Annotated in this window: 24 protein-coding genes; 17 read left to right on the top strand and 7 right to left on the bottom strand. The window is 73.1% G+C overall.

The features are described from left to right. Positions 1 to 21: 21 nt before the first annotated feature. Positions 22 to 1461 carry a glycosyltransferase family 39 protein gene (locus tag ABZ459_RS26915; protein WP_357975546.1) on the bottom strand — a complete coding sequence of 480 codons (1440 nt, stop codon included), beginning with the start codon at positions 1459 to 1461 and terminating at the stop codon, positions 22 to 24. Between the two features lie 239 nt (positions 1462 to 1700). Between ABZ459_RS26915 and ABZ459_RS26920 the strand changes: the two genes are divergently transcribed. From ABZ459_RS26920 to thyX, 4 genes are all read left to right on the top strand, one after another. Then, positions 1701 to 3827: an anthranilate synthase component I gene (locus tag ABZ459_RS26920; protein ID WP_357975549.1), complete on the top strand. Its 2127-nt coding sequence runs from the start codon at positions 1701 to 1703 to the stop codon at positions 3825 to 3827. A gap of 91 nt (positions 3828 to 3918) precedes the next feature. Next, entirely contained in the window at positions 3919 to 5064 is a 1146-nt protein-coding gene (locus ABZ459_RS26925; RefSeq protein ID WP_357975552.1) for an amidohydrolase family protein, read from the top strand. A gap of 250 nt (positions 5065 to 5314) precedes the next feature. Next, a complete protein-coding gene (locus ABZ459_RS26930; RefSeq protein WP_357975555.1) occupies positions 5315 to 7954 on the top strand; it encodes a M4 family metallopeptidase in 2640 nt (879 codons plus the stop codon). 134 nt (positions 7955 to 8088) lie between these two features. Next, positions 8089 to 8871: an FAD-dependent thymidylate synthase gene (gene thyX, locus ABZ459_RS26935; protein WP_352350875.1), complete on the top strand. Its 783-nt coding sequence runs from the start codon at positions 8089 to 8091 to the stop codon at positions 8869 to 8871. 4 nt (positions 8872 to 8875) lie between these two features. On the opposite strand, the gene ABZ459_RS26940 is transcribed toward thyX, so the two are convergent. Both ABZ459_RS26940 and ABZ459_RS26945 read right to left on the bottom strand, forming a co-directional pair. Next, positions 8876 to 9196, bottom strand: a complete 321-nt coding sequence (locus tag ABZ459_RS26940) for a hypothetical protein (RefSeq protein ID WP_357975558.1) — start codon at positions 9194 to 9196, stop codon at positions 8876 to 8878. 3 nt (positions 9197 to 9199) lie between these two features. Continuing rightward, entirely contained in the window at positions 9200 to 10279 is a 1080-nt protein-coding gene (locus ABZ459_RS26945) for an exo-alpha-sialidase (protein WP_357975561.1), read from the bottom strand. Between the two features lie 224 nt (positions 10280 to 10503). Between ABZ459_RS26945 and ABZ459_RS26950 the strand changes: the two genes are divergently transcribed. Continuing rightward, positions 10504 to 11274, top strand: coding sequence for a helix-turn-helix transcriptional regulator (locus ABZ459_RS26950; RefSeq protein WP_357975564.1), 771 nt, complete (start codon positions 10504 to 10506; stop codon positions 11272 to 11274). A gap of 59 nt (positions 11275 to 11333) precedes the next feature. On the opposite strand, the gene ABZ459_RS26955 is transcribed toward ABZ459_RS26950, so the two are convergent. Then, positions 11334 to 12452, bottom strand: coding sequence for a globin domain-containing protein (locus ABZ459_RS26955; RefSeq protein ID WP_357975567.1), 1119 nt, complete (start codon positions 12450 to 12452; stop codon positions 11334 to 11336). A 262-nt stretch (positions 12453 to 12714) separates the two neighbouring features. Here ABZ459_RS26955 and ABZ459_RS26960 point away from each other — a divergent pair, with 262 nt between their 5' ends. Genes ABZ459_RS26960 through ABZ459_RS26980 form a run of 5 tightly spaced genes read left to right on the top strand, consistent with a single transcriptional unit; the run spans position 12715 to position 15884 of the window. Beyond that, complete coding sequence (locus ABZ459_RS26960; RefSeq protein WP_357975570.1) at positions 12715 to 12882, top strand: hypothetical protein; 168 nt, start codon at positions 12715 to 12717, stop codon at positions 12880 to 12882. A gap of 19 nt (positions 12883 to 12901) precedes the next feature. After that, entirely contained in the window at positions 12902 to 13588 is a 687-nt protein-coding gene (locus ABZ459_RS26965) for a gamma-glutamyl-gamma-aminobutyrate hydrolase family protein (RefSeq protein ID WP_357975573.1), read from the top strand. A gap of 9 nt (positions 13589 to 13597) precedes the next feature. Beyond that, complete coding sequence (locus ABZ459_RS26970; protein ID WP_357975576.1) at positions 13598 to 14512, top strand: alpha/beta hydrolase; 915 nt, start codon at positions 13598 to 13600, stop codon at positions 14510 to 14512. After that, on the top strand, positions 14509 to 15288 hold the full coding sequence (locus tag ABZ459_RS26975; RefSeq protein WP_357975579.1) for an enoyl-CoA hydratase/isomerase family protein: 780 nt from the start codon (positions 14509 to 14511) through the stop codon (positions 15286 to 15288). The genes ABZ459_RS26970 and ABZ459_RS26975 overlap by 4 nt, the downstream gene beginning before the upstream one ends. A 44-nt stretch (positions 15289 to 15332) precedes the next feature. Further along, on the top strand, positions 15333 to 15884 hold the full coding sequence (locus tag ABZ459_RS26980) for a hemerythrin domain-containing protein (protein ID WP_357975582.1): 552 nt from the start codon (positions 15333 to 15335) through the stop codon (positions 15882 to 15884). A gap of 6 nt (positions 15885 to 15890) precedes the next feature. On the opposite strand, the gene ABZ459_RS26985 is transcribed toward ABZ459_RS26980, so the two are convergent. Both ABZ459_RS26985 and ABZ459_RS26990 read right to left on the bottom strand, forming a co-directional pair. After that, positions 15891 to 17072 carry an acyl-CoA dehydrogenase family protein gene (locus ABZ459_RS26985; protein ID WP_357975585.1) on the bottom strand — a complete coding sequence of 394 codons (1182 nt, stop codon included), beginning with the start codon at positions 17070 to 17072 and terminating at the stop codon, positions 15891 to 15893. 26 nt (positions 17073 to 17098) lie between these two features. After that, positions 17099 to 17689, bottom strand: coding sequence for an SAM-dependent methyltransferase (locus tag ABZ459_RS26990; RefSeq protein ID WP_357975588.1), 591 nt, complete (start codon positions 17687 to 17689; stop codon positions 17099 to 17101). Positions 17690 to 17817: 128 nt separating this feature from the next. Here ABZ459_RS26990 and ABZ459_RS26995 point away from each other — a divergent pair, with 128 nt between their 5' ends. The 5 genes from ABZ459_RS26995 (at position 17818) to ABZ459_RS27015 (ending at position 21927) form a co-directional block, all read left to right on the top strand. Continuing rightward, positions 17818 to 19410, top strand: coding sequence for a histidine kinase (locus tag ABZ459_RS26995; RefSeq protein WP_357975591.1), 1593 nt, complete (start codon positions 17818 to 17820; stop codon positions 19408 to 19410). Beyond that, positions 19407 to 20105: a response regulator transcription factor gene (locus ABZ459_RS27000; protein ID WP_357975594.1), complete on the top strand. Its 699-nt coding sequence runs from the start codon at positions 19407 to 19409 to the stop codon at positions 20103 to 20105. The genes ABZ459_RS26995 and ABZ459_RS27000 overlap by 4 nt, the downstream gene beginning before the upstream one ends. Before the next feature lie 62 nt (positions 20106 to 20167). Then, positions 20168 to 20587 (top strand): hypothetical protein, encoded by a 420-nt coding sequence (locus ABZ459_RS27005; RefSeq protein WP_357975597.1) that lies wholly within the window; start codon positions 20168 to 20170, stop codon positions 20585 to 20587. Positions 20588 to 20597: 10 nt separating this feature from the next. Beyond that, positions 20598 to 21188, top strand: coding sequence for a phosphoribosylanthranilate isomerase (locus tag ABZ459_RS27010; RefSeq protein WP_357975599.1), 591 nt, complete (start codon positions 20598 to 20600; stop codon positions 21186 to 21188). After that, positions 21181 to 21927, top strand: a complete 747-nt coding sequence (locus ABZ459_RS27015; RefSeq protein WP_357975602.1) for a GNAT family N-acetyltransferase — start codon at positions 21181 to 21183, stop codon at positions 21925 to 21927. The genes ABZ459_RS27010 and ABZ459_RS27015 overlap by 8 nt, the downstream gene beginning before the upstream one ends. Before the next feature lie 23 nt (positions 21928 to 21950). Here ABZ459_RS27015 and ABZ459_RS27020 read toward each other — a convergent pair whose 3' ends face one another. Continuing rightward, positions 21951 to 23585 carry a hypothetical protein gene (locus tag ABZ459_RS27020; protein ID WP_357975604.1) on the bottom strand — a complete coding sequence of 545 codons (1635 nt, stop codon included), beginning with the start codon at positions 23583 to 23585 and terminating at the stop codon, positions 21951 to 21953. Between the two features lie 180 nt (positions 23586 to 23765). On the opposite strand from ABZ459_RS27020, the gene ABZ459_RS27025 reads away from it, so the two are divergent. Beyond that, the gene (locus ABZ459_RS27025) at positions 23766 to 24347 is read left to right on the top strand and encodes a CDP-alcohol phosphatidyltransferase family protein (protein WP_352350843.1); all 582 of its coding nucleotides are present in this window, start codon (positions 23766 to 23768) and stop codon (positions 24345 to 24347) included. A 4-nt stretch (positions 24348 to 24351) separates the two neighbouring features. After that, on the top strand, positions 24352 to 26856 hold the full coding sequence (locus ABZ459_RS27030; protein WP_357975607.1) for a mannose-1-phosphate guanyltransferase: 2505 nt from the start codon (positions 24352 to 24354) through the stop codon (positions 26854 to 26856). The last annotated feature ends 122 nt before the right edge of the window (positions 26857 to 26978 follow it).

Consider the following 26978-nt stretch of genomic DNA (forward strand, 5'->3'; position numbering starts at 1 on the left):
AAATCCCGAAATGTAATGTGGTCAGCTGAAATGTCGCCACATCGGCCAGGTGGCGGACCACGGCCGCACGGGATCCCGGCAGAGCCACACCGGCATGCCCTGCTCCTCGTTCCCGACGTCCACGCCGTTGTCCACGCGGGCCTTCTCCTCGCAGGAGCCGAACAGCGCGCGGGCCCGGCCGCCCGCGTTCACCAGGATCGCCACGGTCGCGTCGTCCGGCGGCGGGCCGTACTCCCAGAGCTGGTTGTGGCCGGAGTACACGCGGGTCAGGCCCGCCCGGTCGAGGGCGCCGTACTCGCCGTAGTTGCCCGTCACGACCACCGCGCGGGCCCGCTCGTCCGGCGGCAGCGCCCGCAGCACGCCGCCGACGGCGGCGGCGAAGCGCGGCCAGCCGACCGACTCGCGGGCCACCTCGTTGATCGCCGGCACCGGCGTGCCGGCCAGCGCGCCGACCGGCACGAGCGGCAGCGCGAGCACCGCGCAGGCCACCGCGTTGACCGCGAGGAACGCCCACGCCGCGCGCACCCGCCCGGCCCGCGCCCGCGACACGCTCACGCACCCGGCCGCGAACAGCGCCACGATCAACCCGGCGGTGTAGTCGAAACGGCCGCCGCTGACCAGCGTCAGCACCGCCGTCACCGGATAGGCCACCGCCAGCGCCCGCACCCGCCGGTCGCGCCACAACCGGACGAACCCCAGCACCGCGACCACCGACACCACCGGCCCGAACAGCGTGAGCTGCATCGGCACGAACATCGCCCGCATCTCGGCGCCCTTGTCCGCGCTGAGCGCGGCGGCCATCGTGAGCTGCGGCCAGCCGTGCGTGGCCTGGTAGACCAGGTTCGGCACGGCCAGCACGGCGGCCACCAGCGCGCCGCCCCACAGCCACGGGCTGCCCAGCGCCCGCCGCGGCCCGGCGATCAGCAGGCCCGCCGCCAGGCCCAGCACCAGCAGCGCGATGAGGTGCTTGTTGTAGGTGGCCAGCCCGATCACCGCGCCCGCCGCGAGCCACCAGCGCGGCTGCTCGCGCAGCAGCGCCCTGAGCGCGAACAGGATCGCCGCCGTCCACAGCGGCAGGTCGAAGCTGACCGTCAGCAGCGTGTGCGCCGCGATCAGCGTGTACGCCCCGGTCGCCGCCCCCACGGCGGCCATCGTCTGGGCGAGCCGGTCGCCGCCCAGCTCCCGCGCCACCAGCGCCACCAGCACGACCACGGCCGCCGCGGCCAGCGCGGGGAACACCCGCAGCGCCGTCACCGTGTCGCCGAACAGCCCGAGCGCCGCCTTGCCCAGCATCGGCGTCAGCGGCGGCTGGTCGACGTACCCCCAGGCCGGGTGGCCGGCCAGGACCCGGAAGTACAACTCGTCGCGGTGGTAGCCGTACCAGGGGCTCAGTGCGAGGGCCACGCCGGCGGTCAGGACCGCGGTCACCGTCACCGGACGCCACGCCCAGGGCCGTTCCATGAACGTCGAGGCTAGATCCTTTCCCCGCCGTTTGTCACTGCCGGAGCGGGTGTCGCGTTGCGCGATCTTGGTCCGGCGGTTAACCTGGGAGGCATGCGAAATCGCCCTCAGATCCAGTGGTGGCGCCGCTCCTAGGCGGCGCGTTTTCGCATTCCTCTCAAAGGACGGCCGCCCCGGATGGCGGCCTTTCTCGTGTCCGCCCCCGGGGCCTCATGATGTGACGTGGTAAGGGGCAGCAAGTGGAGAGCAGCGGATATACCACCGCCGGGGGCGTCGGCGTCGAGCGCGAGGCACGCGACGTGTCCGAAGAGGCGCTCGAAGAGATCGTGACCGCGCTCGGCGAGCGGCGCGGCGGCGCCTTCTCGTCGGGCATGGACTACCCGGGCCGCTACAGCCGATGGGCCTTCGGCTACGTCGACCCCTGCCTGGAGCTGGTCGCCAAGGGGCGGGTCATCTCGGCGACCGCGCTCAACGAGCGCGGCAGGGTCGTGCTGCCCGCCGTGGCCTCCTGCCTGCTCGCCGCGGGCAAGCCGGTCAGCGAGCCGACGCCCGACCGCGTCGAGGTGCACGTCCCGGAGTCCGAGGACCTGCTGCCGGAGGAGATGCGCAGCCGCCGGCCCACCGTGTTCACCGCGATCCGCGAGGTCATCGCCGCCTTCGCGGGCGACGACCCCCACCTCGGCCTCTACGGCTCCTTCGGCTACGACCTGGCCTTCCAGTTCGAGCCCATCAGGCAGGAGCTGGCCCGTCCCGACGACCAGCGCGACCTGGTGCTCCACCTGCCCGACCGCATCGTCGTCATCGACCGCCAGCGCGAGACCAGCGTCGAGTACCGCTACGAGTTCACCGTCGACGGCGCCACCACCCGCGGCCTGGAGCGCACCGGCTCCTCCGTGCCGCAGGTCGTCCCCGGCGAGCTGCCGAAGGACCCCGTGCGCGGCGAGTACGCCAAGGTCGTGGCCGCCGCCAAGGAGCGGTTCAAGCGCGGCGACCTGTTCGAGGTCGTGCCCGGCCAGGTCTTCCACGCCGTCTGCACCGACCCGTCGGCCTTCTACCGCGGCCTGCGCAACAGCAACCCGGCGCCGTACGAGTTCATCATCAGCCTCGGCGACGGCGAGCACCTCGTGGGCGCCTCGCCCGAGATGTACGTCCGGGTCAACGGCGACCGCGTCGAGACCTGCCCCATCTCCGGCACCATCGCCCGCGGCAGCAACCCGGTCGAGGACGCCGAGGCCATCCGCACCCTCCTGAGCAGCGTCAAGGAGGAGTCGGAGCTGACCATGTGCACCGACGTCGACCGCAACGACAAGTCGCGCATCTGCGTCCCCGGCACGGTCAAGGTCATCGGCCGCCGCCAGATCGAGCTCTACTCGCGCCTGATCCACACCGTCGACCACATCGAGGGCCGCCTGCGTCCCGAGTTCGACGCCCTCGACGCCTTCCTCACCCACATGTGGGCCGTCACCGTCACCGGCGCCCCCAAGACGTGGGCCATGCAGTTCATCGAGGACCACGAGGCCACCACCCGCCGCTGGTACGGCGGCGCGATCGGCTTCATCGGCTTCGACGGCTCCATGAACACCGGCCTGACCCTGCGCACCGCCCAGATCAAGAACGGCGTGGCCACCGTCCGGGCCGGGGCGACCCTGCTGTTCGACTCCGACCCCGAGGCCGAGGAGCGCGAGACCGAGCTCAAGGCCAGCGCCCTGCTCGGCGCCCTGGCCGCGGTCAACCAGCCCGACGCCGTCCCGCCCGCCGTGGTCAGGGAGCAGCCGGGGGCCGGCATGAAGGTGCTGCTCGTCGACCACGAGGACTCCTTCGTCAACACGCTGGCCGACTACTTCCGCCAGGAGGGGGCCGACGTGGTGACGCTGCGCCACGGCTTCCCGGCCCACACCATCGACGACGTCGCGCCCGACCTGGTCGTGCTCTCGCCCGGCCCCGGCTGGCCGTCCGACTTCGGCATGGCGGCGCTCATCGACGAGATCTACGCCCGCGACCTGCCCGTCTTCGGCGTGTGCCTGGGTCTGCAGGCCATGGTCGAGCACGCCGGCGGCTCGCTGGAGCTGCTCGGCTACCCCGAGCACGGCAAGCGCGGCCAGGTCGGCCGGCTCGGCGACAGCGCGCTGCTGGAGGGGCTGCCCGAGGAGTTCACCGCGGCCCGCTACCACTCGCTGCACGCCAAGCGGTCCGGCGTGGTCGGCTTCACCCCGACCGCGCTCACGCCCGACGGCAACGTCATGGCCATCGAGGACGTCGAGCGGCGGCGCTTCGCCGTGCAGTTCCACCCCGAGTCGATCCTCACCCAGGAGGGCGGCGCGGGCGCGAAGATCATCGCGAACGTGCTGCGCCTCACCCGGCGCTGACCCGGGCCGGTTCGTCTGGGAAGGGGCAGGGTGTTCCTGGCGTAGGGCAAAACGTCCGCGGGGGCGTGCGGGGCTCCCCTAGAGTCTCCGCATGCTCCCCGTAGCCCTGCCCGACACGGTGCGTGACGCGCTGCTCGCCCCGCTCGTCGACCACCACTGTCACGGGGTTCGCCGGGACGACCTGACCCGGGCCCAGTTCGAGCCGCTGATCAACGCCGGCGGCGCCCCGGCCCCGCCCGGCACCACGCATTTCGACTCGCCGTTCGGCATGAGCCTGCGCCGCTGGTGCGCCCCGCTGCTCGACCTCGAGCCGCACGCGCCGCCGGCCGTCTACCTCGCCCGGCGGGCCGAGCTGGGCGCCGTCGAGGTCAACCGGCGCCTGCTGGCAGGGGCGGGGGTGGTGGCGTTCCTGGTGGACACCGGGGACGAGGACATCGACCTGCTGTCGGCGGCCGAGATGGGCCGCCACGGCGGAGCCGCCGCCGACGAGATCGTCCGGATCGAGCAGATCGAGCAGGACGTCGCCGAGTCGGCGCAGATCGCCGTCGACTACCTCGACGGCCTGGCCGACGAGCTGTCGGCCAGGGCCGCCAGGGCGGTCGGGCTCAAGACGGTGATCGCGGGCCGCTGCGGGCTCGACTTCGACCCGGCCAGGCCGAGCACCGGCTCGGTCATCGCCGCCGCCAACCGCCGCCTGGCCGACCCCAAACGGCCGCTGACCGACCCGGTGCTGCTGCGCCACCTGCTGTGGAGCGCGATCGACGTGGCCCGCGAGCGGGGGCTGCCGGTGCAGTTCCAGGCCGGGTTCGGCGGGCGCGGCCCCGACCTGCACCGTACGGACCCGGCCAGGCTCAGCGCCCTCATGGACGCGCTGCAGCCCCTCGGCGTGCCGGTCATCCTGCTCCACTGCTACCCCTACCACCGCACCGCCGCCTACCTGGCGGGCGTCTACCCGCACGTCTACGTCGACGTCGGCCCGGCCCTGCCGCACACCGCCGCCGCCTCGGCCCGCGTCATGGACGAGCTGCTGGAGCTGGCGCCGTTCCACAAGCAGTTGTTCAGCTCCGGCTGCCGGGGGGTGGCCGAGACCGGCTACCTCGGCGCCCTGTACCACCGCCAGGCGCTGGGCGCGGCCCTGCTGGCCAGGCTGGAGGCGGGGGAGTGGAGCCCGGCCGACGCGGCCAGGATCGCCCACATGATCGGCTCGGGCAACGCCCGCCGGGTGTACCGCCTCTGACCCGCACGCCGCCGGCGCCGCCCGATGGCGGTGCCGGTGGTCGCGCCGGGCGCGCGTTTACGGTGGCGCCGGTGCGCCGACGGTGGCGGCGGTGCGCGTTGTCGCCGTAACGGAATGCCATTAATTCACGACATTTCCTTCACTAATCGGAAATTTACATTTCCGGTAATCAAATTGTGATTTGTCTCTTTGTCAATATTGCTGTGATGATCGTGGACGCCAGAACCCCTACGCCACACCTGGAGGTGTCGTGTCCTGGCGTCCCTTCGTCCTCACGGCCGCAGCCCTGTCACTCGCGCTGGCCGTTCCCGGTGTCGCGGCGGCCGACGACCCGCCGCAGCCGCAGGTGGAGTCCCGGGCCGGCACCCGGGCCCCCGCCGAGGTGAGCGGGCTGGCCGAGCCCGCCGCCGCGGCGGACCCCGTCGCCGCGGCCAAGGCCCACCTGGCCGACCCGCGTTACCACCTCGACCCCGCCGACCTGGTGCCGCTGCGCACGGTCGTGAACGGCCAGGACGAGACCGTCAGGTTCGCCCAGCGCTATCGGAACCTGCCCGTCTTCGGCGCCCAGTACCTGGTGCGCTTCCGTAAGGACGGCGCAGGCCGCGAGGTGACCGGCGCGGGCGGCCGCTTCCTCACCGGGCTCGACGTGAACACCACGCCCACGGTCACCCCCGCGCTGGCGGCCCGGCTGGCCCGCGCCCGGCTCGTCCGGGACGACCAGATCCGCGCCACGGTCAAGGCCACGCCCGGCGAGCTCGTCGTGCTGCCGCGCGGCAAGGGCGTGCTGGCCTGGCACGTCACCCTGGCCGGCGCCGACGCGGTCAGGAAGCGGCCCGTCCTGCTGGACGCCTACGTGGACGCCCACTCCGGCCGGCCGCTGTTCGCCCTGGACCGGCTGCGCATGGAGGGCCCGGCGACCGGCAGCGGGCAGACCGCGCACGGCAAGACCGTCCCGCTCAACGTCTACCAGCGGGCCGACGGCGCGTACGAGCTGCGCGACCGCGCCCGCCCGATGTGGAACGGCACCACCGGCGAGATCCTCACCTACGACGCCGCCGGCGCCGACGTGCAGCAGTTCCTCGAGCCCGGCGTGCCGGCGGGCACCGAGCTCGGCAAGTCGGCCACGCCCGCCTTCGGCCCCGAGCACACCGAGAGCGGCGCCGTGGACGCCCAGTGGGGCGCGGGCAAGGTCTACGAGTACTACAAGGGGCTCGGCCGCGACGGGCTCGACGGCAAGGGCGGCACGATGTACTCGGTCGTCAACGTCACCTACTACGGCAGCCCGTTCGAGAACGCCTTCTGGGACGGCACCAAGATGGTCTACGGCGGCGGCGGCGCCGACCTGCACTCCTTCGCCGCCAGCCTCGACGTCGTCGGCCACGAGATGACCCACGGCGTCATCACCCACAGCGCCGACCTGGTCTACCAGGGCCAGTCGGGCGCGATGAACGAGGGCTTGGCCGACTACTTCGGCAACGCGATCCAGACCGGCGCGCTCGGCATCCCGATGAGCGACCCCGACGCCAGCCTGCTCGGCGAGGACCTGTGCAAGAGCGGGTCGCCCGCCCAGTGCGCCACCCGCGACCTCGACGACGACCGCAACGCCGCCAAGGACTACCTCGGCGTCACCGCCGCCCTCGACTCCGGCGGCGTGCACCTCAACTCCACGATCTTCTCCGGCGCCCTGTGGGACGTCAGGGAGAAGCTCGGCGCCGGCTTCGACAAGGTCGTCTACAAGGCGCTGACGGAGTACATGACCCCGCTCGACGACTTCGCCGACGGCCGCCGCGCCGTCGAGTCGGCCGCCCGCGCCGCCCGGCTGTCCCCGCGCGACCGGCTGGCGATCACGCTGGCCTTCGAGCGGCACGGCATCAGGCCCGGCTGGGAGCGGCTGATCCGCACCGACAGCCGCGTCGTCCTGGACGGCCTCACCGACGCCATCGACCCGCCCGCCCTGGCCGGCGACCGGTACGCGGTCACCGACAGCACCCCCGACGCGAACGGTCCCACCGTCATCCGGACCGGACGCGTGAGCGGCGGCCCCGCGACCACCGTGTCCGACGACGGGCGCTGGGACTGGACGCCCGCCACCGACGGCAGGCGCGCGGTGTGGGTCTCCCTCGACGCCGAGGCGGGCCGCCTCCAGGTCCGCTCCCGGCCGCTCGACGCCTCGGCGCCGTCCACCGTGCTGCACGAGACCACCGGCTACGTCTACGCCGTCGCCGTCTCGGGCGACGCCGTGGCCTGGTCCGGCGAGGACCCCGCGACCGGTGAGGTCGAGCTGTGGCTCAAGCGCGGGAACGCCGCGCCGGTCAACCTGACCGCCGACAAGGGCGTGGCCGGGTACATGCCCTCGGTCACCGGCGGCCGGCTCGTCTACGTCCGGGTGAGTTTCGTCTCCGGCGCCGGTCACAGCACGCCCGTCGTGCACGACCTGGCCACCGGCAAGGAGGTCGTGCTGCCCGAGGTGCCGCCGGCCGGCGCGATCCCGTCGATGTCGATCCAGCCGGCGCTGACCGCCGGGCACGTCGTCTGGCTCTACGACGCCGACCGCGACGGCCGGATGGGCGTCATGCGGGCCGCGCTGGACGGCACCGGCCAGACGCCGGTCGTGCCGGACGGGCCGCAGGCGCCGTACGCCACCTGGCTCGACGCGAGCGAGTCGCGGGTGACGGTCGGCGTGCAGCCGGACGGGACCACGCTGGAGAACGCGAACCTGACCAAGATCTACCAGGTTCCGGTCGCCGGCGGGGCCCTTGAGCGCTACTCCTGCAACCGCGGGGAGCAGGCGCTGTTCGCCGCCGGCGCGGCGGGCCGCGTCCTGTGGGTGGACGGGACCGCCGGCGACACCGACCTCGTGACCCGCGACAGGCCCGCGCACCGCTGCTGACCTGCCAAGGGCGTCCGCCCGGCGCCCGCCGTACCCTCCGGAGGGGGACGGCGGGCGCCGAGTCGCGCGCAGCCCCGCGAGCTGGTTTGCTTGAGCCCGTCACAAACCACAGAACCCGAGCGGGGGGCTCCCTTATGCGCAGTGTCGAACCCGAGGTCTTCATCGTCGCCCGTCCTGAGCTTGACTACGACGAGCTCGCCCGTTATCTGGGCGAGGTCGGCGGCGAGAGCTGGCTGGAGCGGCTCGACCGCGGCGACCTCGACGCCCAGAACCTCGCCGAGTTCGCCGGCCGCCTCTGCTACCGCTCCTTCGAGCCGGGCCTCAACCCCAACGTGGTGCGCATCAGGGAGAACCAGGACGACTACCTGCGCAACATCCTGGCCAGCGCGCACGGCTCGGTCCTCGAGCACGTCAGCTTCAGCTTCGTGCTGCACAACGTCAGCCGCGTCCTGACGCACGAGCTGGTGCGCCACCGGCCCGGCGTGGCCATCTCCCAGGAGTCGCTGCGCTTCGTCCGGCTCGACGAGCTGCCGTTCTGGTTCCCCGAGTGGGCCCAGCAGGACCCCGAGCTGATGAAGCGGGCCACGGCCGTGCTGGAGCAGCTGGAGCAGTTCCAGCTCTGGATGGCCGGGCACTTCGGGCTCGACGAGGAGGGCGTGCCGTTCTCGGAGAAGAAGCACCGCACGTCGTTCATGCGCAGGTTCGCCCCCGAGGGCCTGGCCACCGGCCTGGTCTGGACGGCCAACGTGCGCACGCTGCGGCACACGATCGAGGCCCGCACCGCCGTCGGCGCGGAGGAGGAGATCCGCCTGCTGTTCCAGCGCATCGGCGAGCTCATGCGCAAGGAGGCGCCCGCCCTGTTCGGCGACTACGTCGTCGAGGACGGGGCCTGGGTACCGGGCTGGCGCAAGGTCTGAGGCGTCAGGCGAGCGCGGGCAGCACGTAGACCTCGGCGCCCGGTGGCAGGGCGCAGTCGAGGTCGCCGAGCCCGCGGGCGTTCTCCCCGCACACGATCATGCTGATGTGCCGGCGGATGCGGCCGTAGTCGTCGCGCAGCCGCTCCTCCAGCAGCGGATGGGTGCGCCGCAGCATGTCGAGCGCCGAGCCGAGCGTGGGCGGGGAGTCGCGGTCGGCGCCGACCGCGAACACCTTGACCTCGGTGCGCCCGCTCACCCACCGCCGCAGCGAGCTGGGCAGCACGAACACGACCATCGTCACGGGCTTGGTGAATGACCTGGCCATCGGTCAGAGCACCGCCGCGCGCACGCTCAGCACGTCGGGCAGGTGGCGGGCGACCTGCGACCAGCTCTCGCCGTCGTCGCGGGAGCAGTGGACCTCGCCGTCGCGGGTGCCGAAGAACAGTCCGGCGGGGGAGGCGGTCATCGCGTCGCGCAGCACGGTGGCGTGCACCGGCCCCTCGGGCAGGCCCTCGCCCAGCTCCTGCCACGTCGCGCCGGCGTCCTGGCTGCGGCAGACCCGGTAGCGGTGGCCGACCGGGGTGCGGTCGACGTCGGCCGTCAGTGGCAGCACGAAGATCGTGTCGGGGCGGGTGGGGTGGACCACGATGGGGAAGCCGAAGTCGGAGGGCAGCGCGGAGCCGATGTCGTGCCAGCTGCCGCCGAAGTCGTCGCTGCGGTAGACGCCGAAGTGGTGCTGCAGGTAGAGCCGGTCGGGACGGGCGGGGTCGAGGCAGACCTTGTGCACGCACTGCCCGAACTCGGGATACTGCTGCCCTTCGGGCAGGAACGGCGCCCGGATGCCCTGGTTGGCGGCCTCCCACGACATGCCGCCGTCGCGGGTGCGGTAGAAGCCGGCCGCCGAGACCGCGATGCCCATGACCTCGGGGTCGGTGGGGTGGGGGACGATCGTGTGCAGGCACAGCCCGCCGCCGCCCGGCTGCCAGCGCGGCCGGTGGGGATGGTCCCACAGGCCCTCGACCAGCCGGTAGGTGACGCCGTTGTCCTCCGAGCGGAACAGCGCGGCCGGCTCCACGCCGGCCCACACCACGCCCGGCTCCGACGGCGAGGGCGTGAGCTGCCACACCCGGGCCAGCGTCGCGTCGGTCTTGTCGGGGAAGGCGATGGGCGGTTGGGGCGCCTCGCCCCAGGACTCGCCGAGATCATCGGAGTACATCACGGACGGACCGAAATGGCCGTACTCGATGCCGGCCAGCAAGCGGGGGGTGCCTCCCCGGGTGTCGATGGCCACCGAGGGCACCGCGACCGTGGAGAACCGGATCGGCTCGATCTCGAACGGGCCGCCGCCCGCCGAACGGGCGAGGAACAGGCCCTTGCGGGTGCCGATCGCGAGGACTGCGTCACTCATAGCATCGCTCCCATGTTCGCTTCCCGCCATCGTGCCACGCGGGCGGCGGCGGTGCCGAGGACTGGGAGATTTGCCGCACGCCGTCCGCACCCCGGCCGCACGGCCGCCCGTGGACAGCCCGGACGGGACCGCCATTACCCGGCAGGTAGTCGTGATGCTTCCCTCTCCCCGCTAGATTTCCTGACATGGGAGCACTAGCGATACAAGAAGAGACTTTTGGTGATTTGTTGCGTTCGTGGCGGCAGCGGCGCCGGGTGAGCCAGCTCGACCTGGCCATCGAGGCCGACGTCTCCTCCCGGCACGTCAGCTTCCTGGAGACCGGCCGCGCCCGGCCCAGCCGCGAGATGGTGATGCGGCTGGCCGAGGAGCTCGACGTGCCGCTGCGCCACCGCAACCGGCTGCTGGTCGCCGCCGGGTTCGCGCCGGTCTTCCCCGAGCGCGAGGTGCGCGCCCCGGAGATGGCCGTCGTCCGCCAGGCGCTGGACAAGATCCTGGCCGGGCACGAGCCGTACCCGGCGCTGGTCGTGGACGCGGCGTGGAACCTGGTGGCGGCCAACTCGGCGGCCGCCATGTTCATGGCCGGCGTGCCCGCCGAGCTGCTGGCCGAGCCGGTCAATGTGATGCGGCTGTCGCTGCACCCCGACGCGATGGGCGGCAGGCTGCTGAACCTGGCCGAGGTCCGCGCCTACCTGCTGCACCAGCTCCGCAGGCAGGCCGAGGCGTCGGCCGACGGCCGCCTGGCCGAGCTGCACGACGAGCTGGCCGCCTACACCTACCCCGGCGTCAACCTGAACGTGGCCCACGTGCCGGGACCGGGCGACATCCTGCTGCCGCTGCGCATCGCCGACGGCGACCGCGTGTTGTCGATGTTCACCACCATCGCCACCTTCGGCACGCCGATGGACGTGACCGTCTCGGAGCTGGCCATCGAGACGTTCTGGCCGGCCGACGAGGAGACCGCCGCGGCCTTCCGCCGCGCCCCGGCGGCCTCCTGACGTCCACCGGGGACGTTCACCGGGGACGTTCACCGGGGACGTCCACCTGGGCCGGCGTCCTAGCGTTCCCCGGGGACGACGTCGCGGTGGATGCGCGACAGCGGCACGCCGTCGGCCTGCAGGCGGCGCACGGTGCCGTCCACCATGCCGCTCGGGCCGCAGACGTACACGTCGTGCTCGCACCAGGAGTGGAAGCGCCCGGTCACCTCGGGCAGGTGGCCGCGCATCCCGGCGTAGGACGGGTCGCCGGAGACCACCGGCAGCACCTGCAGCCAGGGGAAGGACGCCTGCATCGCCAGCAGGTCGGGCAGGTCGTACAGCTCGTCCGCGGTGCGCGCGCCGTGCAGCAGGTGGATCCGCGGCCGGCGGCCCGAGGCGATGACGTGCTCGACGATCGCCTTCAGCGGGGCCAGCCCCGTGCCGCCGGCCACGCACAGCAGGTCGCGGGCGCTGTGCTCGCGCGGCGTCATCGTGCCCATCGGCGGGCCGAGCATGACCGTGTCGCCGATCCTGGTGTGCCTGGTCAGGGCGGTGGACACCCAGCCGCCCGGCACCGAGCGCACGTGCAGCCTGACCGTGTCGTCCGGGCGCGGCGCGTTGGCGATGGAGAACGCGCGCCACACCCGCGGCCAGCGCGCGGTCTGGACGGTGACGTACTGGCCCGCCGTGTACGGCAGCCGCCGCGCGGGCCGCAGCGTGACCACCGCGATGTCGGGACGGCGCAGCTCGTGGTCGACGACCTCGGCCGGCCACCAGGCCGGCGAGACGCCCGCCTGCGACTCGGCCGACTCGATCATCATGTTGGCCGCCGCCGTGTACGCCGACACCCACGCCGCCTCGATCTCGTCGTTCCACACCTCGGCGGCGAAGCGCCGGATCGTGGCCAGCAGGGCGGTGCCGACGGCCGTGTAGTGCTCGGCGAGCACCCCGTACTTGCGATGGTCCCTGCCGAGCTGGCCGAGGTAGGCGGCCAGGCCGTCAGGGCTGTCCAGGCTCCACACGATCCGGGTCAGCGCGCCGAACAGCCGGTCGCGCTGGACGTCCATCGCGGGCGGGAACATGCCCCGCAGGTGCGGGCTCGCGGCGAACAGCCGCCCGTAGAAGTACGCGGTCGCCTTGTCGGCCACGGGCTCGACGAGTGAGAAGCTCTCCTTCACCAGTCGCGGATTCAACGACATGAACTCAACCCCACCCCATTGGACCGGAAAATCGATTCCGGCCGCGTCGGCCACCTCCTGACGGCTCCGGGTCGTGAACGCGCTGCGTGCCCCGGCACATCCGGCGCGCTCGGAAATGAGTCTTACACCACCTCTGATGCGTCACAACCGATTCACCCCAATTGCGATATGGGGTTTTCCGGCGGAGAAAACGAATAAAAGTGATTTTCGTCTTTCGGTTTCCGGTGTTTCCCGCGGGGCGGCTGAGGCGTAGCATCCCGCCATGGCAGTCCTCCACCCCGGGCGGGTGGCCTGGGAAGGCGCGCGCACCTTCGTGTCGGCCGCGACCACGGACGCCTGCCGGTGGCCCGGCCGCCGGCTCGGGACCACGTACCGGTGCCGGCCCGGCGAGACCCGGCCGACCACCGGGACGGCCTCCCGCCTGCCCTGACCCGCCCCAGGAGATCCGCATGTCCCGACCGCTCATCGGCATCACCGCCTACCTGGAGGCCGCCCGCTGGGGCGACTGGGTGCGCGAGGCCGTGCTGTCACCGCCGTCCTACGCCAAGGCGATCGAGCGGGCCGGCGGCGCGCCGGTGCTGCTGCCGCCGCTCGACCCCCACGTCGCCGGCGACCACGTCGGCGGCCTGTCCGGCGTCCTGCTGGCCGGCGGCGTCGGTCTCGGCGCCGCGGCCTACGGCGGCGAGCACGACGAGCGCGCGCCCGAGCCGCAGGCCCACCGCGACCGGTACGAGCTGGCCCTGGCCAGGGCCGCCGTCCGGGCCGGCCTGCCGATCCTGGCGATCGCCCGCGGCCTGCACGTCCTCAACGTCGCCCAGGGCGGCACGCTGATCCCGTGGCTGCCCGAGGTGCTCGGCCACGAGCGGCACGGCGAGCCGGGCGCGGTGCACGACATCCAGGTGAGCGTGTCGAGCAGGCTCGGCAAGGCCGTCGGCGACCACGTCGAGGCGGTCGCGCCGCACCACCAGTCCGTGCGCCGCCTGGGCAGCGGCCTGCTCGCGGTGGCCTGGGCCGACGACCAGATCGTCGAGGGCGTCGAGCTCCAGGGCCACCGGTTCTGCGTCGGCGTCCAGTGGCATCCGGAACGCGGCGGGGACAATCGGCTCTTCGATGCGTTCGTCGAGGCGGCCCGCTAGGCTGCGCTCATGCCGCTGCACCCCCAGGCGCGGGACTACGTCGCCCTCTACCCGTCGGACCTCAACGCCGACCTGGCCACGCTCGACCTGGCCACGATCCAGGAGATGCGCGCGCACGACGGCTTCGCGGCCCAGCGGGGGCCGCTGACCAAACTCCCGTTCGTCCGCGACGAGGTCGCCGGCGACGTGCCGATCCGCATCTACCGCGCCGACCCCGGCGACGGCCTGCTGCCCGTCGTGGTCTACTTCCACGGCGGCGGCTGGGTCTTCGGCAGCGTCAGGCGCAACGACGCGCTCGGCCGCGACCTGGCCCTGCGCACCGGCGCCGTGGTCGTCTCGGCCGACTACCGGCTGGCCCCGGAACACCCCTTCCCGGCCGCCGCCGACGACGCCTGGACCGTCGTGCGCGACGTCTTCGCCAGGCCCGCCTTCTACCAGAGCAACGGCAGCGTGGCCGTCGTCGGCGACAGCGCGGGCGGCAACCTGGCCGCCGTCGCCGCCTGGCGGGCCGCCGGGTCCGGCATCCGGCTGGCCCACCAGGCGCTGGTCTACCCGGTGCTCGACACCGCCATGGACACCCCCAGCTACCACGCCTACGCCAAGGGCTTCGGGCTCGACGCCGCCGAGATGGCCTGGTTCGCCGAGCGTTACGCGCCCGGCGCCGACCCTGCCGACCCGCTGCTGAGCCCGCTGCGCATCGCCGACCTGACCGGCCTGCCGCCGGCCACCGTCCTCACCGCCGAGTGCGACGTGCTCAGGGACGAGGGCGAACACTACGCCCGCCGCCTGGCCGACGCAGGCGTGCCGGTGGAGGCGCGCAGGTTCGACGGCGCGATCCACGGCTTCTTCGGCCTGCCCGGCCTGTTCGACCAGGCGGCCGAGGCCAGGCAGTACATCGCCGACCGCCTGCGGGAGCACCTGTGACCTACACCAAGCTCAAGCTCGACACCCCGGCCGAGGGGGTGCTGCGGGTCACGATCAGCGAGCCCGGCAGGCTCAACGCCGTCGACATGACCGGCCACCGCGAGCTGAGCGAGATCTGGCGCGAGGCCGACCGCGACGACTCCGTCCGGGCGATCGTGGTCAGGGGCGAGGGCACGGCGTTCTCGGCCGGCGGCGACCTGTCGATGATCGAGGAGATGACCCGCGACCACGCCACCCGGATGCGGGTGTTCGCCGAGGCCCGCGACATCGTCTACAACGTGCTCAACTGCTCCAAGCCGATCGTCTCGGCCGTCCAGGGCCCGGCCGTGGGCGCCGGGCTCGCGGTGGCGCTGCTGGCCGACATCTCGGTCGCCGGCCGCACCGCGCGCATCATCGACGGCCACACCCGGCTCGGCGTCGCCGCCGGCGACCACGCCGCGATCATCTGGCCGCTGCTGTGCGGCATGGCCAAGGCCAAGTACCACCTGCTGCTGTGCGAGCCCGTCACCGGCGAGCAGGCCGAGCGCATGGGCCTGGTCAGCCTGTGCGTCGACGACGACCAGGTGCACGACAAGGCGATGGAGATCGCGGTCCGGCTCGCCCAGGGCTCCCAGGAGGCGATCCGGCTGACCAAGTACTCGCTCAACAACTGGCTGCGCCTGGCCGGCCCGTCCTTCGACGCCTCGCTGGCGATGGAGTTCCTCGGCTTCACCGGCCCCGACGTGGTCGAGGGCGTGCGCGCGGTGCGCGAGAAGCGGCCCCCCGCTTTCGGTTGAGCCGGGCGCGTGTGCTTGTCCAGGCCCGGGGTAGGCGCACCCTCATGACGGACAACGATGTGGTCGACCTGCTGGTGCGCCAGCACGAGCAGATCAAGAGCCAGTTCACGGAGGTCGAGAACGCTGCCCCCGAGGACAAAGCAGCGGCTTTCCAGAAGCTGGTGCGCCTGCTGGCCGTCCACGAGACAGCAGAGGAGGAGATCGTCCACCCGTACGCGCGCCGCCATGTCGACAACGGTGACGACCTGGTGGACGAGCGACTGGCCGAGGAGAACGCGGCCAAGGACATGCTCACCCTGATGGAGCGGGCGGGCGTCGACGACCCGCAGTTCGCGGCCAACCTGGCCACGCTGCGCAAGGCCGTCGTCGAGCACGCCGAGGCCGAGGAACGCGAGGAGTTCCCCAGACTGAGGCAGGCCGCCGGCGACAAGGAGCTGCACGCGATGGCGATCGGGGTCAAGGCCGCCGAGGCGATCGCGCCCACGCATCCGCACGCCGGCGTCGAGACCGCGCCGAAGAACCTGCTGGCGGGCCCGCCCGCCGCGATCATGGACAGGGCCCGTGACGTGATCCGCAAGGCGACGGGCAGGGCCTGAGGGCCGTCAGAAACTCCGGGGCAACCCGAGCACCTGGGTCGCGAGGTAGTTGAGCAGAAGCTCCTCGGTCACGGGTGCCACCCTTCCGATACGGGCGTCGGCCAGCAACCTGGCCACCGGGTACTCCAGCGAGTACGCCATACCGCCGTGCGTCTGGAACGCGGCGTCGGCCGCCTCCCACGCGGCCTGGGAGGCGGTCAGCTTGGCGATGTTGGCCTCGGTGCCGCACGGCAGCTGCCGGTCGAAGGACCAGGCCGCCTTGTAGAGCATCAGCCGCGCCAGCTCGATCTTGGCCTTGACCTGCGCCAGCGGGAACGCGATGGCCTGGTTGGCGCCGATCGGGCGGCCGAACACCTCGCGCTCCTTGGCGTAGCCGACCGCCACCCGCAGCGCCACCTCGGCGCCGCCCAGCGCGGAGGCGGCCAGCAGCACCCGCTCGGGGTTGAGGATGTCCCACAGCACGGCCGCGCCGCCGTCCACCTCGCCGACCACACTGGTGGCGGGCACCCGCAGGTCGTCGACGAACACCATGTTGGACGGCGTGGTGTTGGCGCCCATCTTGGGGATCGGCCGGAAGGACAGCTGCCCGGCGGCGACCGCCTCGGGCACGTTCACCAGGAACACGGTCAGCCCATGGGTGCGCGGCCTGGCCTCGGCCGCCGGGACCGTCCTGGTCACCAGCAGCATCCAGGTGGCGCGCTGCACGCCGGTGATCCAGATCTTCTGGCCGTTGAGCACGTAGTCGCCGCCGTCGCGGCGGGCCGAGGTGGTGATCGCCAGCGAGTTGGAGCCGGCGTCCGGCTCGGTCAGGGCGAAGCACGTCTCGACCTCGCCCGTGGCCAGCCTGGGCAGCAGCTCGGCCCGCTGCTCGGCGGTGCCGTGCCGGGCCAGGGTGAGCGCGCCGAAGCCGGGGGTGAGCACGTACGTGAAGGCCGAGCCGCCCGCCGCGCCCGAGCTCGCCAGCGTCTCGGTGGCCACGGCCAGCTCCAGCAGCCCCTGCCCGCCCCCGCCGTACTCCTCCGGCACGGCCAGGCCCAGCCAGCCGCCCTTGGCCAGGTCGGCCCAGACCTCCTCCGGCCAGCGCTTGTCGCTCTCGCACCGCTGCCAGTAGTCGAGGTCGTAGCGGGCGCAGATCTCGGCGACGCCGCGCTGGACGGCCTGGGCGCTCTCGGGAAGGGTGAAATCCATCACGCCATCGTAGAATCTCGTTCTGTTCAGGGTCGAGGTCTGCGGGCGTGGAAGACGAACGCCGGAGGCGTGTTGCGCCACACCGTACGTCCGGGCACGACCTCCTCGAACCGCTCGGCCAGCAGCGCCCGGAACCGCCGGGCCGAGCTGAGCGGGATGGCGTGGATGTAGGAGAAGGTGGTGAAGGCCGCGCCGGGGCTCATCACCTGCGTCACCGCGTCCAGCAGCTCGTGCTGCAGCCCCGTGGGGAAGGCCGCCCACGGCAGGCCGCTCACCACGACGTCGGCGTGGCTCAGCCCGCGCCCGGCCAGCAGCTCGCCCAGGCGCGCCGCGTCCGCGTGCGCCACGTCCACGGCGGGGAACCGCGCGGCGAGCAGCACCGCGAGCCGCTCGTTCACCTCGACGGCCAGATGGTGGCCGCGCCCGGCCAGCCGCTGCTGGATCTCCGCCGTGAACGGGCCCGTGCCCGGCCCGAGCTCCACCACGGTCGGCTCGCCGCGCTCCGGGACCGGCGCGCAGACGGCCGCGGCCAGCCGGCGCGAACTCGGGGCGACGGCGCCGATCACGGCGGGGGCGCGCAGGAACTGGCCGAGGAACATTGCGGTGTCGTTGGACATGGCCCCGAACGTATCGGGAAGATCACCCTCTGCGCTCCCTCCTCTGGACGAACCTGCGGCCAGTAGGAGGAGACGGGGTCCTCCGCGCGGAGGATCAGGTATCGGTCGAGGGTGGATAGCGTGAGCCCATGCGTTGGCGTGGTGTGCCGCTCGATGTCCTGCTCGCGGCATCTGGCGTGGGGCTGGACCTGTTGACGACGGCCCACGCGGGCGACACCGCGTACCTGCCGGCGTCGATGAACATCCCCATGGCCCTTCTGGTGGGCCTGCCCATGGGGTTCGTCCGGCGGCGGCCGCTGGTCGTCACCCTCTACCTGGCCGCCTTCCTCGTGCTCAGCGACCAGCTCGGCTCCTACACCTCCAACACCGCGCAGATCCTCATCTGCGTCGCGCTCGGCGTGGTCGGCTTCCGCGTCCCGGGGCGGGCCGCCCTGGTCGGCGTGGGCGCCACCGTGCTGGCCACGGCGGTCAACATCGCCGACCCCGGCATCGCGATGACCGGCAACACCTGGATGTACTCGGTGCTGCTGCCCGTCTTCCCCACCGTCCTGGGGGCCTACCTGCGCAGCTCGGCCGAGCGGCTGGAGGAGCGCGACGTCACGCCGGACGCGCTGCTGGCCGCCGGCGGCGTGGCCATCACCGTGCTCAGCACCTGGACCTCCTGGCACAGCGGCGCGCTGCCGGTGTGGGTGATCGGCCTGCTGGCCGTGGTCGGCGGGCTGTCGCTCGGCGTCGCCCGGCGCCTGCCCGGCCTGGTCCTGCTGCTGCAGGGCGTGCTGCTGATCGCCGCCGACACCTACCTCAACGACTCCGTCAACACCTGCCTGATCCTCACGCTCATCGCGATCGGCGTGTTCTCCATGCGCGTCGCCTCCTGGGCCTGGACGGGGGCCGCGTACCTCACCGGCTGCCTGCTGGCCGCCATCGCCGTCGTCGGCGACGGCACCGAGATCACCCCGCTCCGCGTCGGCGTGCTGATGACGCTGGTGGCCACGCCCATCGCGATCGGCCGCTACCTCGGCATGCGCCGGGCCGCCGCCGCCGCCGAACGCCTGCGCGCCGAGGAGTCGGCCCGGCTCGCGGTCGCCCAGGTACGCGCCGACCAGCTCGCCGAGCGCGAGCGCATCGCCCGCGACGTGCACGACATCGTGGCCCACCACGTCGGCGCCATGGTGCTGCGCGCCAGCGCCGCCCGCTACACCGCGCCCGACGGGCCGGTCGCCGACGCGCTGTCCGACATCCGCGAGACCGGCCACCAGGTGCTGCAGGACCTGCGCGACCTGCTCGACCTGCTGCGCGACCCCGACCGCGGCCCCGACCTGCTGGCCAACCCGGCCGACGTGGTCCGCGAGTCCGCCGAACGCATGGCCGCCGCCGGCCTCGTCGTCCACCTCGACCTCGACCCGGCCAGCGACCGCGCCCCGCTCATCGCCCGCGCCTCCGCCGCGCGCATCGTCCAGGAAGGCCTCACCAACGTGCTCAAACACGCCGGACCCGGCACCCGGGTCCGCGTCACCGTGGCCCCCGCAGAGGAAGGGTTGTCCATCGAGATCCGCAACGGCCGCCCGCCCACCGTCATCGAGCGGCTGCCCTCCTCCGGCCGTGGCCTGGCCGGCATGCGCGAGCGGGTGCGCGCCCTCGGGGGCACCCTCAGCGCCGGCCCCGACGGCGACGGCGGCTGGCTGCTGCTGGCCAGCCTGCCCGCCAGGAGCGCCGCGTGATCCGCGTGCTGGTGGCCGACGACCAGGCGCTGGTCCGCGCGGGCGTGCGCATGTTGCTGCAGGCCGCGGGGGACATGGAGGTCGTGGGCGAGGCCGAGGACGGCGCCGAGGCCGTCCGCCTGGCCGAACGCCACGTGCCCGACGTCATCCTCATGGACCTGCGCATGCCCCGCGTCGACGGCCTGGAGGCGACCAGGCGGGTGCTGGCGGCCCGCCCCGGAGCCCGCGTGGTCGTGCTCACCACGTTCGCCGAGGACGCCGACGTGCACGCCGCCCTGCGCGCCGGCGCCGTCGGCTTCCTGGTCAAGGACGACGAGCCGGAACGCATGGTCGACGCCGTGCGCAGGGCCGCCGCGGGGGAGCAGCTGCTGGCCCCCTCGGTGCTGCGCCGGGTCGTGGAACGGTTCCTGGCCGCCGAGGAGCAGGCCGCCACGCCGCCGCCGTCCGGGCTGACCGAGCGCGAGCTGGAGGTGCTGGCGCTGGTCGGCACCGGCCTGTCCAACGCCGAGATCGCCGAGGAACTGCACGTCGGCGTCACCACCGTCAAGACGCACATCGCCGCCGCCATGGACAAGCTCGGCCTGCGCAACCGCATCCAGGCCGCCGTGGTCGCCCACCGCTCCGGTCTCGTGGACGCCGCCTTCCGCCCGGTCCGTCCGCCACGTGGGGGATCGGGAGGTCATCCCGCAGGCTGACGACCGTATGCGGCCGTCCTCGACACGATATGGGTCCTTCGTTCGCAGAAAGGATCCACATCATGGGGGAGACACAGGTCATGCCGCGTCCCGGCACGACGCGGCAGGTGTCGGCGGGGCTGCTCTACAGCCTGCGCGTCGCCATCATCGCCCAGGCCGCCGCGCTGCTCGTGGCCGCCTCGTTCGCCGGGCAGGCCGTCTCGGCGGGCGGCGGGCCGGTGGCCGAGACGCACGTCATGGCGGGCATGGTCGTCCACCTGGTGGCGCTCGTGCAGATCGTGCTGGCGATCCTGGTCTGGCGGCCCGGCCGCGGCGCCGGCTGGCCGGTGTGGGCCAGCGTCGCGCTGTTCGTCGTCGGCGGCCTCCAGCACGTCACCTGGCTCTGGCTGGGCGCCCACCTGCCCAACGGGGTGCTGCTGTTCGGCCTCATCGGCGCGCTGCTGATCTGGTCGTGGTCGCCGTCGGCGTCGCGGCGCCGCTAAGGTCAGAGATGTGTATGTGAAGATCTGCGGGTTGAGCGAGCCCGAGCACGTCGAGGCCGCCGTCGAGGCAGGTGCCGACGCCATCGGGTTCGTGCTCACCCGGAGCCCGCGCAGGGTCACGCCCGAGCGGGCGGCCGAGCTGGCCGCGCCGATCCCGCCCCACGTGCTCACCGTGGGCGTCTTCCGGGGCGAGACCCCCGAGGAGGTCAGGGCCGCCGCGCTGGCCTCGGGCGTGCGCGCCGTGCAGCTGCACGGCCACCACCCCCACGCCGACTTCACCGCGCTGAAAGACCTCGGCCGGCCGCTCGTGCGGGCCGTCGACGCCGCCGCCGACCTGCGGTGCGGCGCCTACGACGAAGACCTGCTCATCGTCGACGCCCCGCGTCCCGGCTCGGGGGAGCCCTGGGACTGGGCGGCGGTGCGCGGCCGCCCGTCCGGCCGGTGGATGCTGGCCGGCGGGCTCGACCCGGCCAACGTGGCCGAGGCCGTCGAGGCCGCCGGCCCGTGGGGGGTCGACGTGTCCAGCGGCGTCGAGACCGCGCCGGGCGTCAAGGACTCCGCCCTGATCAGGGCCTTCCTGCGAGCCGCGCGCGGTGGCTGACGAGCTGGCCCGGGCCCTTTCCTTCGTGCACGCCTTCGCCCGTCGCAAGGCGCCCGTCGTGGCGCCGGTCCCCGGCGGGTTCGCGGTGCTCGACGAGCGCTACCCGATGTCGCACGACGACAACAAGCTCGTCGTCTGGAGCGGCGGCCCGGGGCCGGTGCTCGCGGCGGCCGAGGAACGGCTCGCCGGGCTCGGCCACCGGCTGGTGTGCGTCGACGACGACCGGCTGGGCCAGGAGTTCCGGCCCGCCTTCGCCGCCGCCGGCTACGGCCACGAGACGAACGTCGTCATGGCCTTCCGCGGCGCCCGCCCCTCAGCGGCCGCCGCCACCGAGCGGCTCACGCTGGAGGAGCTGCTGCCCGTGCTGCGCGAGGAGTGGCGCGCCTCGCTGCCGCAGGCGTCGCAGGGCGTGGTCGACGGGCTCGCCGCCCGCGCCGTGGCCCGCGCGTCCGGCGCGGACCGGGTCGAGTTCCACGCCGTACGCGCCCCCGGCGGACAGATCGCCGCCCACGCCGACCTCTACGTGCACGAAGGCGTCGCCCAGATCGAGAACGTCTACACCCTGGAGCGCCACCGCGGCCAGGGCTTCGCCCGCGCCCTGCTGACCGCGCTGCTGGCCGCCACGGCCGGCAGCGAGCTGACGTTCCTGGTCGCCGACGCCGCCGACTGGCCGCGCGAGTTCTACGCCCGCCTCGGCTTCGAGCCGGTGGGCCACACCCACGCCTTCCTGCGCACCTGACCGCCCCGAGGAGCCGGTGGCGCTCAGGCGCCCAGCCACCGGGCCAGGGCCACCGCGGCGGGGCCCAGCAGGGCCAGCACGGCTCCCGACAACGCGTGCACCACCGTGTAGGCCAGCAGCGGCGTCCCGTTCCCCGACATGCCGCGCACCCCGCCGAGGACGGTCGTCAGGCCGTGCTGCCCGGTCACCGCGCCCAGCACCAGCGGCGGCGGCAACATCATCAGCTTGGCCCCCATGGCCAGCGAGATCACCACCGGCACGGCGGCCGTGGCGACCGCGCCCAGGGTCACCTGCCAGGCGTGCCGCCCCACCAGCTCCACCGCCGCCGGCCCGGCCGACAGCCCGAGCGCCGCCACGAACACGCCGAGCGCCACCTCGCCCACCACCCGGGCGGCGCCCGCGTCGTACTGCCCGAAGCCGGCCCGTCCCGCCCGTGCCCGGCCGAACACCAGCCCGGCCGCCAGGCACCCGAGCGACGCCGTCAGGCCGCCCGCCAGGCCCGCCACCAGCCCCGCCACGAGCCCGGCGGCCAGGTAGACGACGTCGGCCCGCCGCCCGGCGTCCGCCCGCGCCCCGAGCCAGGACGCCGCCCGGTCCACGTCCCGCTTCATCCCGGTCACCCGCACCACGTCACCGGCGCACAGCTCCGTCCCGGGCCTGACCGGCAACCGGCACCCCACCCGCGTCACCTCGCACACGTGCAGGTCCTGCACCCCCTGGCCGGGCAGCCCGGCGCGCAGGTCGCGCACGGTCGCCGGCGGCCGGCCCCCGAGCATGACGTCGGCCACCTCCAGGTTCAGGTCGAGCTCCCGCCCGCCGGGCACCTCGGGCCCGACCACCGCGGCGGCGTTGACGACGTCCTGCCGCACGCCGACCACCACGACCTCGTCGTCCCGCTGCAGCAGCGTGCCGGGGCCGAACGGGATCGGCCGGCCGTTCCTGCGCAGCCGCTCCACCGAGACCCGGGTGCCCATCGCGATCTCCGCCTGCCCGACCGTCCTGCCCTCGCCGGTGGTGACCTGGTGGGCCCGGCCCAGCACGGCCGGCGGCGGCGTCTCCTCCGCGCCGTCCAGCCGCCGCCACAGCGCCGCGGCCTCCTCCCCGGGGTCGAACCGGAGCGCCGCGGGCGCGGCCCTGACGGTCAGCAGCGCGATGGTGACCAGGGCGAGGAGATAGGACAGGACGTACGCGGGCCCGAGCGACTGTTGCGCGATCCCGGCGGCCTGCAGGGCGTCGGCCGCCGTGCCCAGGGCCACCGGCCCGGCCGCCGCCCCGGCGACCAGCCCGGCCGTGGTGCCCGGGTCCAGCCCGAGCGCGTCCGCCACCAGCGCCGCGACCGCCAGCGCCCCGACGACCTCGACGACCGTGAACCACAGGAACCGCAGGTTGCGCCCGGAGAACGCGGCGAAGAAGGCGGGCCCGAGGGTGTAGCCGAGGGTGAAGGCGAAGATCGAGAAGGCGATCACGCGCACCTGCTGGTGGACCTCGACGCCGCCGGTCAGCAGCCCGACGGCGAGGGCGGCGGCCAGCGTCCCGGCCGCGCCGCCGAGGGCCACCCCGCGGAACCTGAGCCGGCCCAGGGCGAACCCGAGGGCCAGGCAGAGGAACAAGGCGATCTCCGGCGCGTCCCGCAGCACGCCGGACTCCCAGGGCCACATCCGATCCCCCCAAGGCAGGCAGGCAGCGCGGGGGGATCGATCATCCAGCCCTTTCCCGCCCCCACATGCCGCGAAACGCCACCAACCCCCATCGGCCCCGCGTCCAGCCGGGGGAGTGCGAGCGGGGAATGGTCGCTGGTGGGGCGTCTGTGCCGGAGTTCCACGCAGTAGGGTCTCTGCGTGAGCGAAACTTCCGCCGAGGACCGGATCTGGACGGTTCCCAACCTGCTGAGCTTCCTGCGCCTGCTCGGCGTGCCCGTGTTCCTCTGGTTGGTTCTGGGCCCCAGGGCGGACGGGTGGGCCATCGCCATCCTCATCGTGGCCGGGTTCACCGACTGGCTCGACGGCAAGATCGCTCGCGCGTTCAACCAGACCAGCAAGCTCGGCCGGGTGATCGACCCGGCCGCCGACAAGCTGTACGTCTTCGCCACGATCCTGGCGCTGCTGCTGCGCGAGGTCATCCCGTGGTGGCTGGTGGCCGTCATCGTGGCGCGGGAGCTCTTCGTCGCCTGTTCGTTCCCCGTACTTCGCAAACACGGATATAAGGCACTTCAGGTGCATTTTCTGGGCAAGGCCGCCATGTTCAACCTCATGTACGCCTTCCCGCTGCTCTTCCTCGCCTCCCACACCGGGTGGTATGCCGATATAGCGCGAATTGCCGGGTGGGCCTTCGCGATCTGGGGCACGGGCCTGTATTGGTGGGCAGGGATCCTGTATGTGGTGCAGGTGCGCCAACTCGTAACCGCGACCACGAAGGAGTGATCGGGTGAAGGCGGTCGTCATGGCGGGCGGGGAGGGGACTCGGCTGCGTCCGATGACCGCCAACCAGCCCAAACCTCTGCTCCCGGTGGCCAACCGCCCGATCATGGAACACGTCCTGCGCCTGCTCAAACGGCACGGCATCACCGAGACGGTCGTCACCCTGCAGTTCCTGGCCGCCCTCGTGCGCAACTACTTCGGCGACGGCGACGAGCTGGGCATGAACCTCCAGTACGCCACCGAGGACCTGCCGCTCGGCACCGCGGGCAGCGTCAAGAACGCCGCCGCCCGCCTGCGCGACGACCGCTTCCTGGTCATCTCCGGCGACGCCCTCACGGATATCGACTTATCCGACATGATCCGTTTTCATCGCGAAAATTCGGCTCTTGTCACCATCGGTCTGAAACGCGTTCCCAACCCGCTCGAATTCGGGATCATCATCCTCGACGAGAGCGGACGCGTTCAGCGCTTCCTGGAGAAGCCCACCTGGGGCCAGGTCTTCTCCGACACCGTCAACACCGGCATCTACGTCATGGAACCCGAGATACTCGACGCCGTGGCCGACGGCGAACCGGTCGACTGGTCCTCAGACGTCTTCCCCGCCCTCCTGGAACGCGGCGCCCCCATCTACGGCTACGTCGCCGCCGGCTATTGGGAGGACGTCGGCACCCACGCCAGCTACCTCAAGGCCCAGGCCGACGCGCTGTCCGGCCGGGTCCGTCTCGACATCGGCGGCTTCGAGCTCTCCCCGGGCGTCTGGGTGGCCGACTCGGCCACGGTCGACCCCGACGCCGTCCTGAAGGGCCCGCTGCTGATCGGCGACTACGCCAAGGTGGAGGCGGGCGCCGAACTGCGCGAGTACACGGTGCTCGGCAACAACGCGGTCGTGCGCGAGGGCGCCTTCCTGCACCGCGCGGTCGTCCACGACAACGTCTACCTCGGTCCCGGCGCCCACCTGCGCGGCTGCGTGATCGGCAAGAGCACCGACGTCATGGGCGGCGCCCGCGTCGAGGAGAACGCCGTCATCGGCGACGAATGCGTCATCGAGGCCGAGGCGTACGTCTCCAGCGGCGTCAAGGTCTACCCGTTCAAGACCATCGAGGCCGGCGCGGTCGTCAACACCAGCGTCATCTGGGAGTCGCGCGGACAGCGCAACCTGTTCGGCCCGCGCGGGGTCAGCGGCCTGGTCAACGTCGAGATCACCGCCGAGCTGTGCGTCCGCCTGGCCGGCGCGTACGCCACCACCCTGCGCAAGGGCGCCTACGTCGTCACCTCCCGCGACTGCTCCCTGGCCGCCAGGGCGCTCAAGCGGGCCGTCATCGGCGCCCTGACCGCCGCCGCGATCAACGTCCTGGACCTGGAGGCGGCGCCGCTGCCCGTGGCCCGCTTCCACACCGCCCGCGAGTCGGCCGCCGGCGGCATCGCCCTGCGCACCACGCCCGGCGACCCGCAGAGCGTCGACATCGTCATCATGGACGACCGTGGCGCCGACCTGCCCCCGGCCGCCCAGCGCAAGCTGGAGCGCGTCTTCTCCCGCCAGGAGTACCGGCGCGCCTTCCCCGGCGAGATCGCCGAGCTGCACTACCCGGCCAGGGCCGTCGAGGGTTACACGCACGAGCTGATGCGGGCCATCGGCGTCACCGGCGTCAAGGACATGAAGGTCGTGGTCGACTGCGCCGGCGGCACCTCCTCCCTGGTGATGCCCACGCTGCTCAGCCGCGCCGGCGTCGAGGTGCTCACCGTCAACGCCCGGCTGGACGACGTCTCGCCCACCGAGACGCTGGCCGAGCGCCGCCGCGACCTGCAACGCCTGTCGGAGCTGGTCAGCTCCTCGCGGGCGGCGTTCGGCGTGCGCTTCGACCCGGTCGGCGAACGCATCGCGCTGGTGGACGAGACCGGCCAGCTCATCAGCGAGGAACGCGCCCTGCTGGTCGTGCTGGACCTGGTGGCGGCCGAGCGCCGGGGCGGCCGGGTGGCCCTGCCGGTCACCACCACGCGGGTCGCCGAGCAGGTCTGCCGCTTCCACGGCGTGCAGGTGCAGTGGACCTCGACCGCGCTCGACGCCCTGACCTCCGCCGCCCAGGGCCCCGACATGATCTTCGCGGCCGACGGGCGCGGCGGGTTCGTCGTGCCGGAGTTCAGCCCGGCCATCGACGGCCTGGCCGCGTTCATGCGCCTGCTGGGGCTGGTGGCCCGCACCCGGCTGTCGCTCAGCCAGATCGACGCCAGGATCCCCGAGGTCAAGCTGCTGCGACGGAGCGTGCCGACCCAGTGGGCGGCCAAGGGCGCGGTCATGCGCTCGGTCATCGAGGCCGCCGAGGCCGAGCCCGACGGCTGGCGCGTGGACACCACCGACGGCGTGCGGGTCGCCCGCGACGACGGGTCGTGGGTGCTGATCCTGCCCGCCGCCGCCGAGCCGGTCACCGACCTGTGGGCCGAGGCCCCCGACATGGACGGCGCACAGGCGCTGCTCGAACGGTGGGCCCGCGTGGTCGAGCGGGCAGCCGTCTGATCACGTAGAGTAGCGGAAAAGCCGTCGCCCGAGATGTGCGCGCGGAGTGCCGCAAGATCGTAATGTAGAAACGCGCGGCGGCATGGACCACGGGGTGGGGGCGGCGGTAACTTTGTCAGCGT

Source organism: Nonomuraea sp. NPDC005692, from assembly GCF_040631115.1.
Taxonomy (GTDB): Bacteria; Actinomycetota; Actinomycetes; order Streptosporangiales; family Streptosporangiaceae; genus Nonomuraea.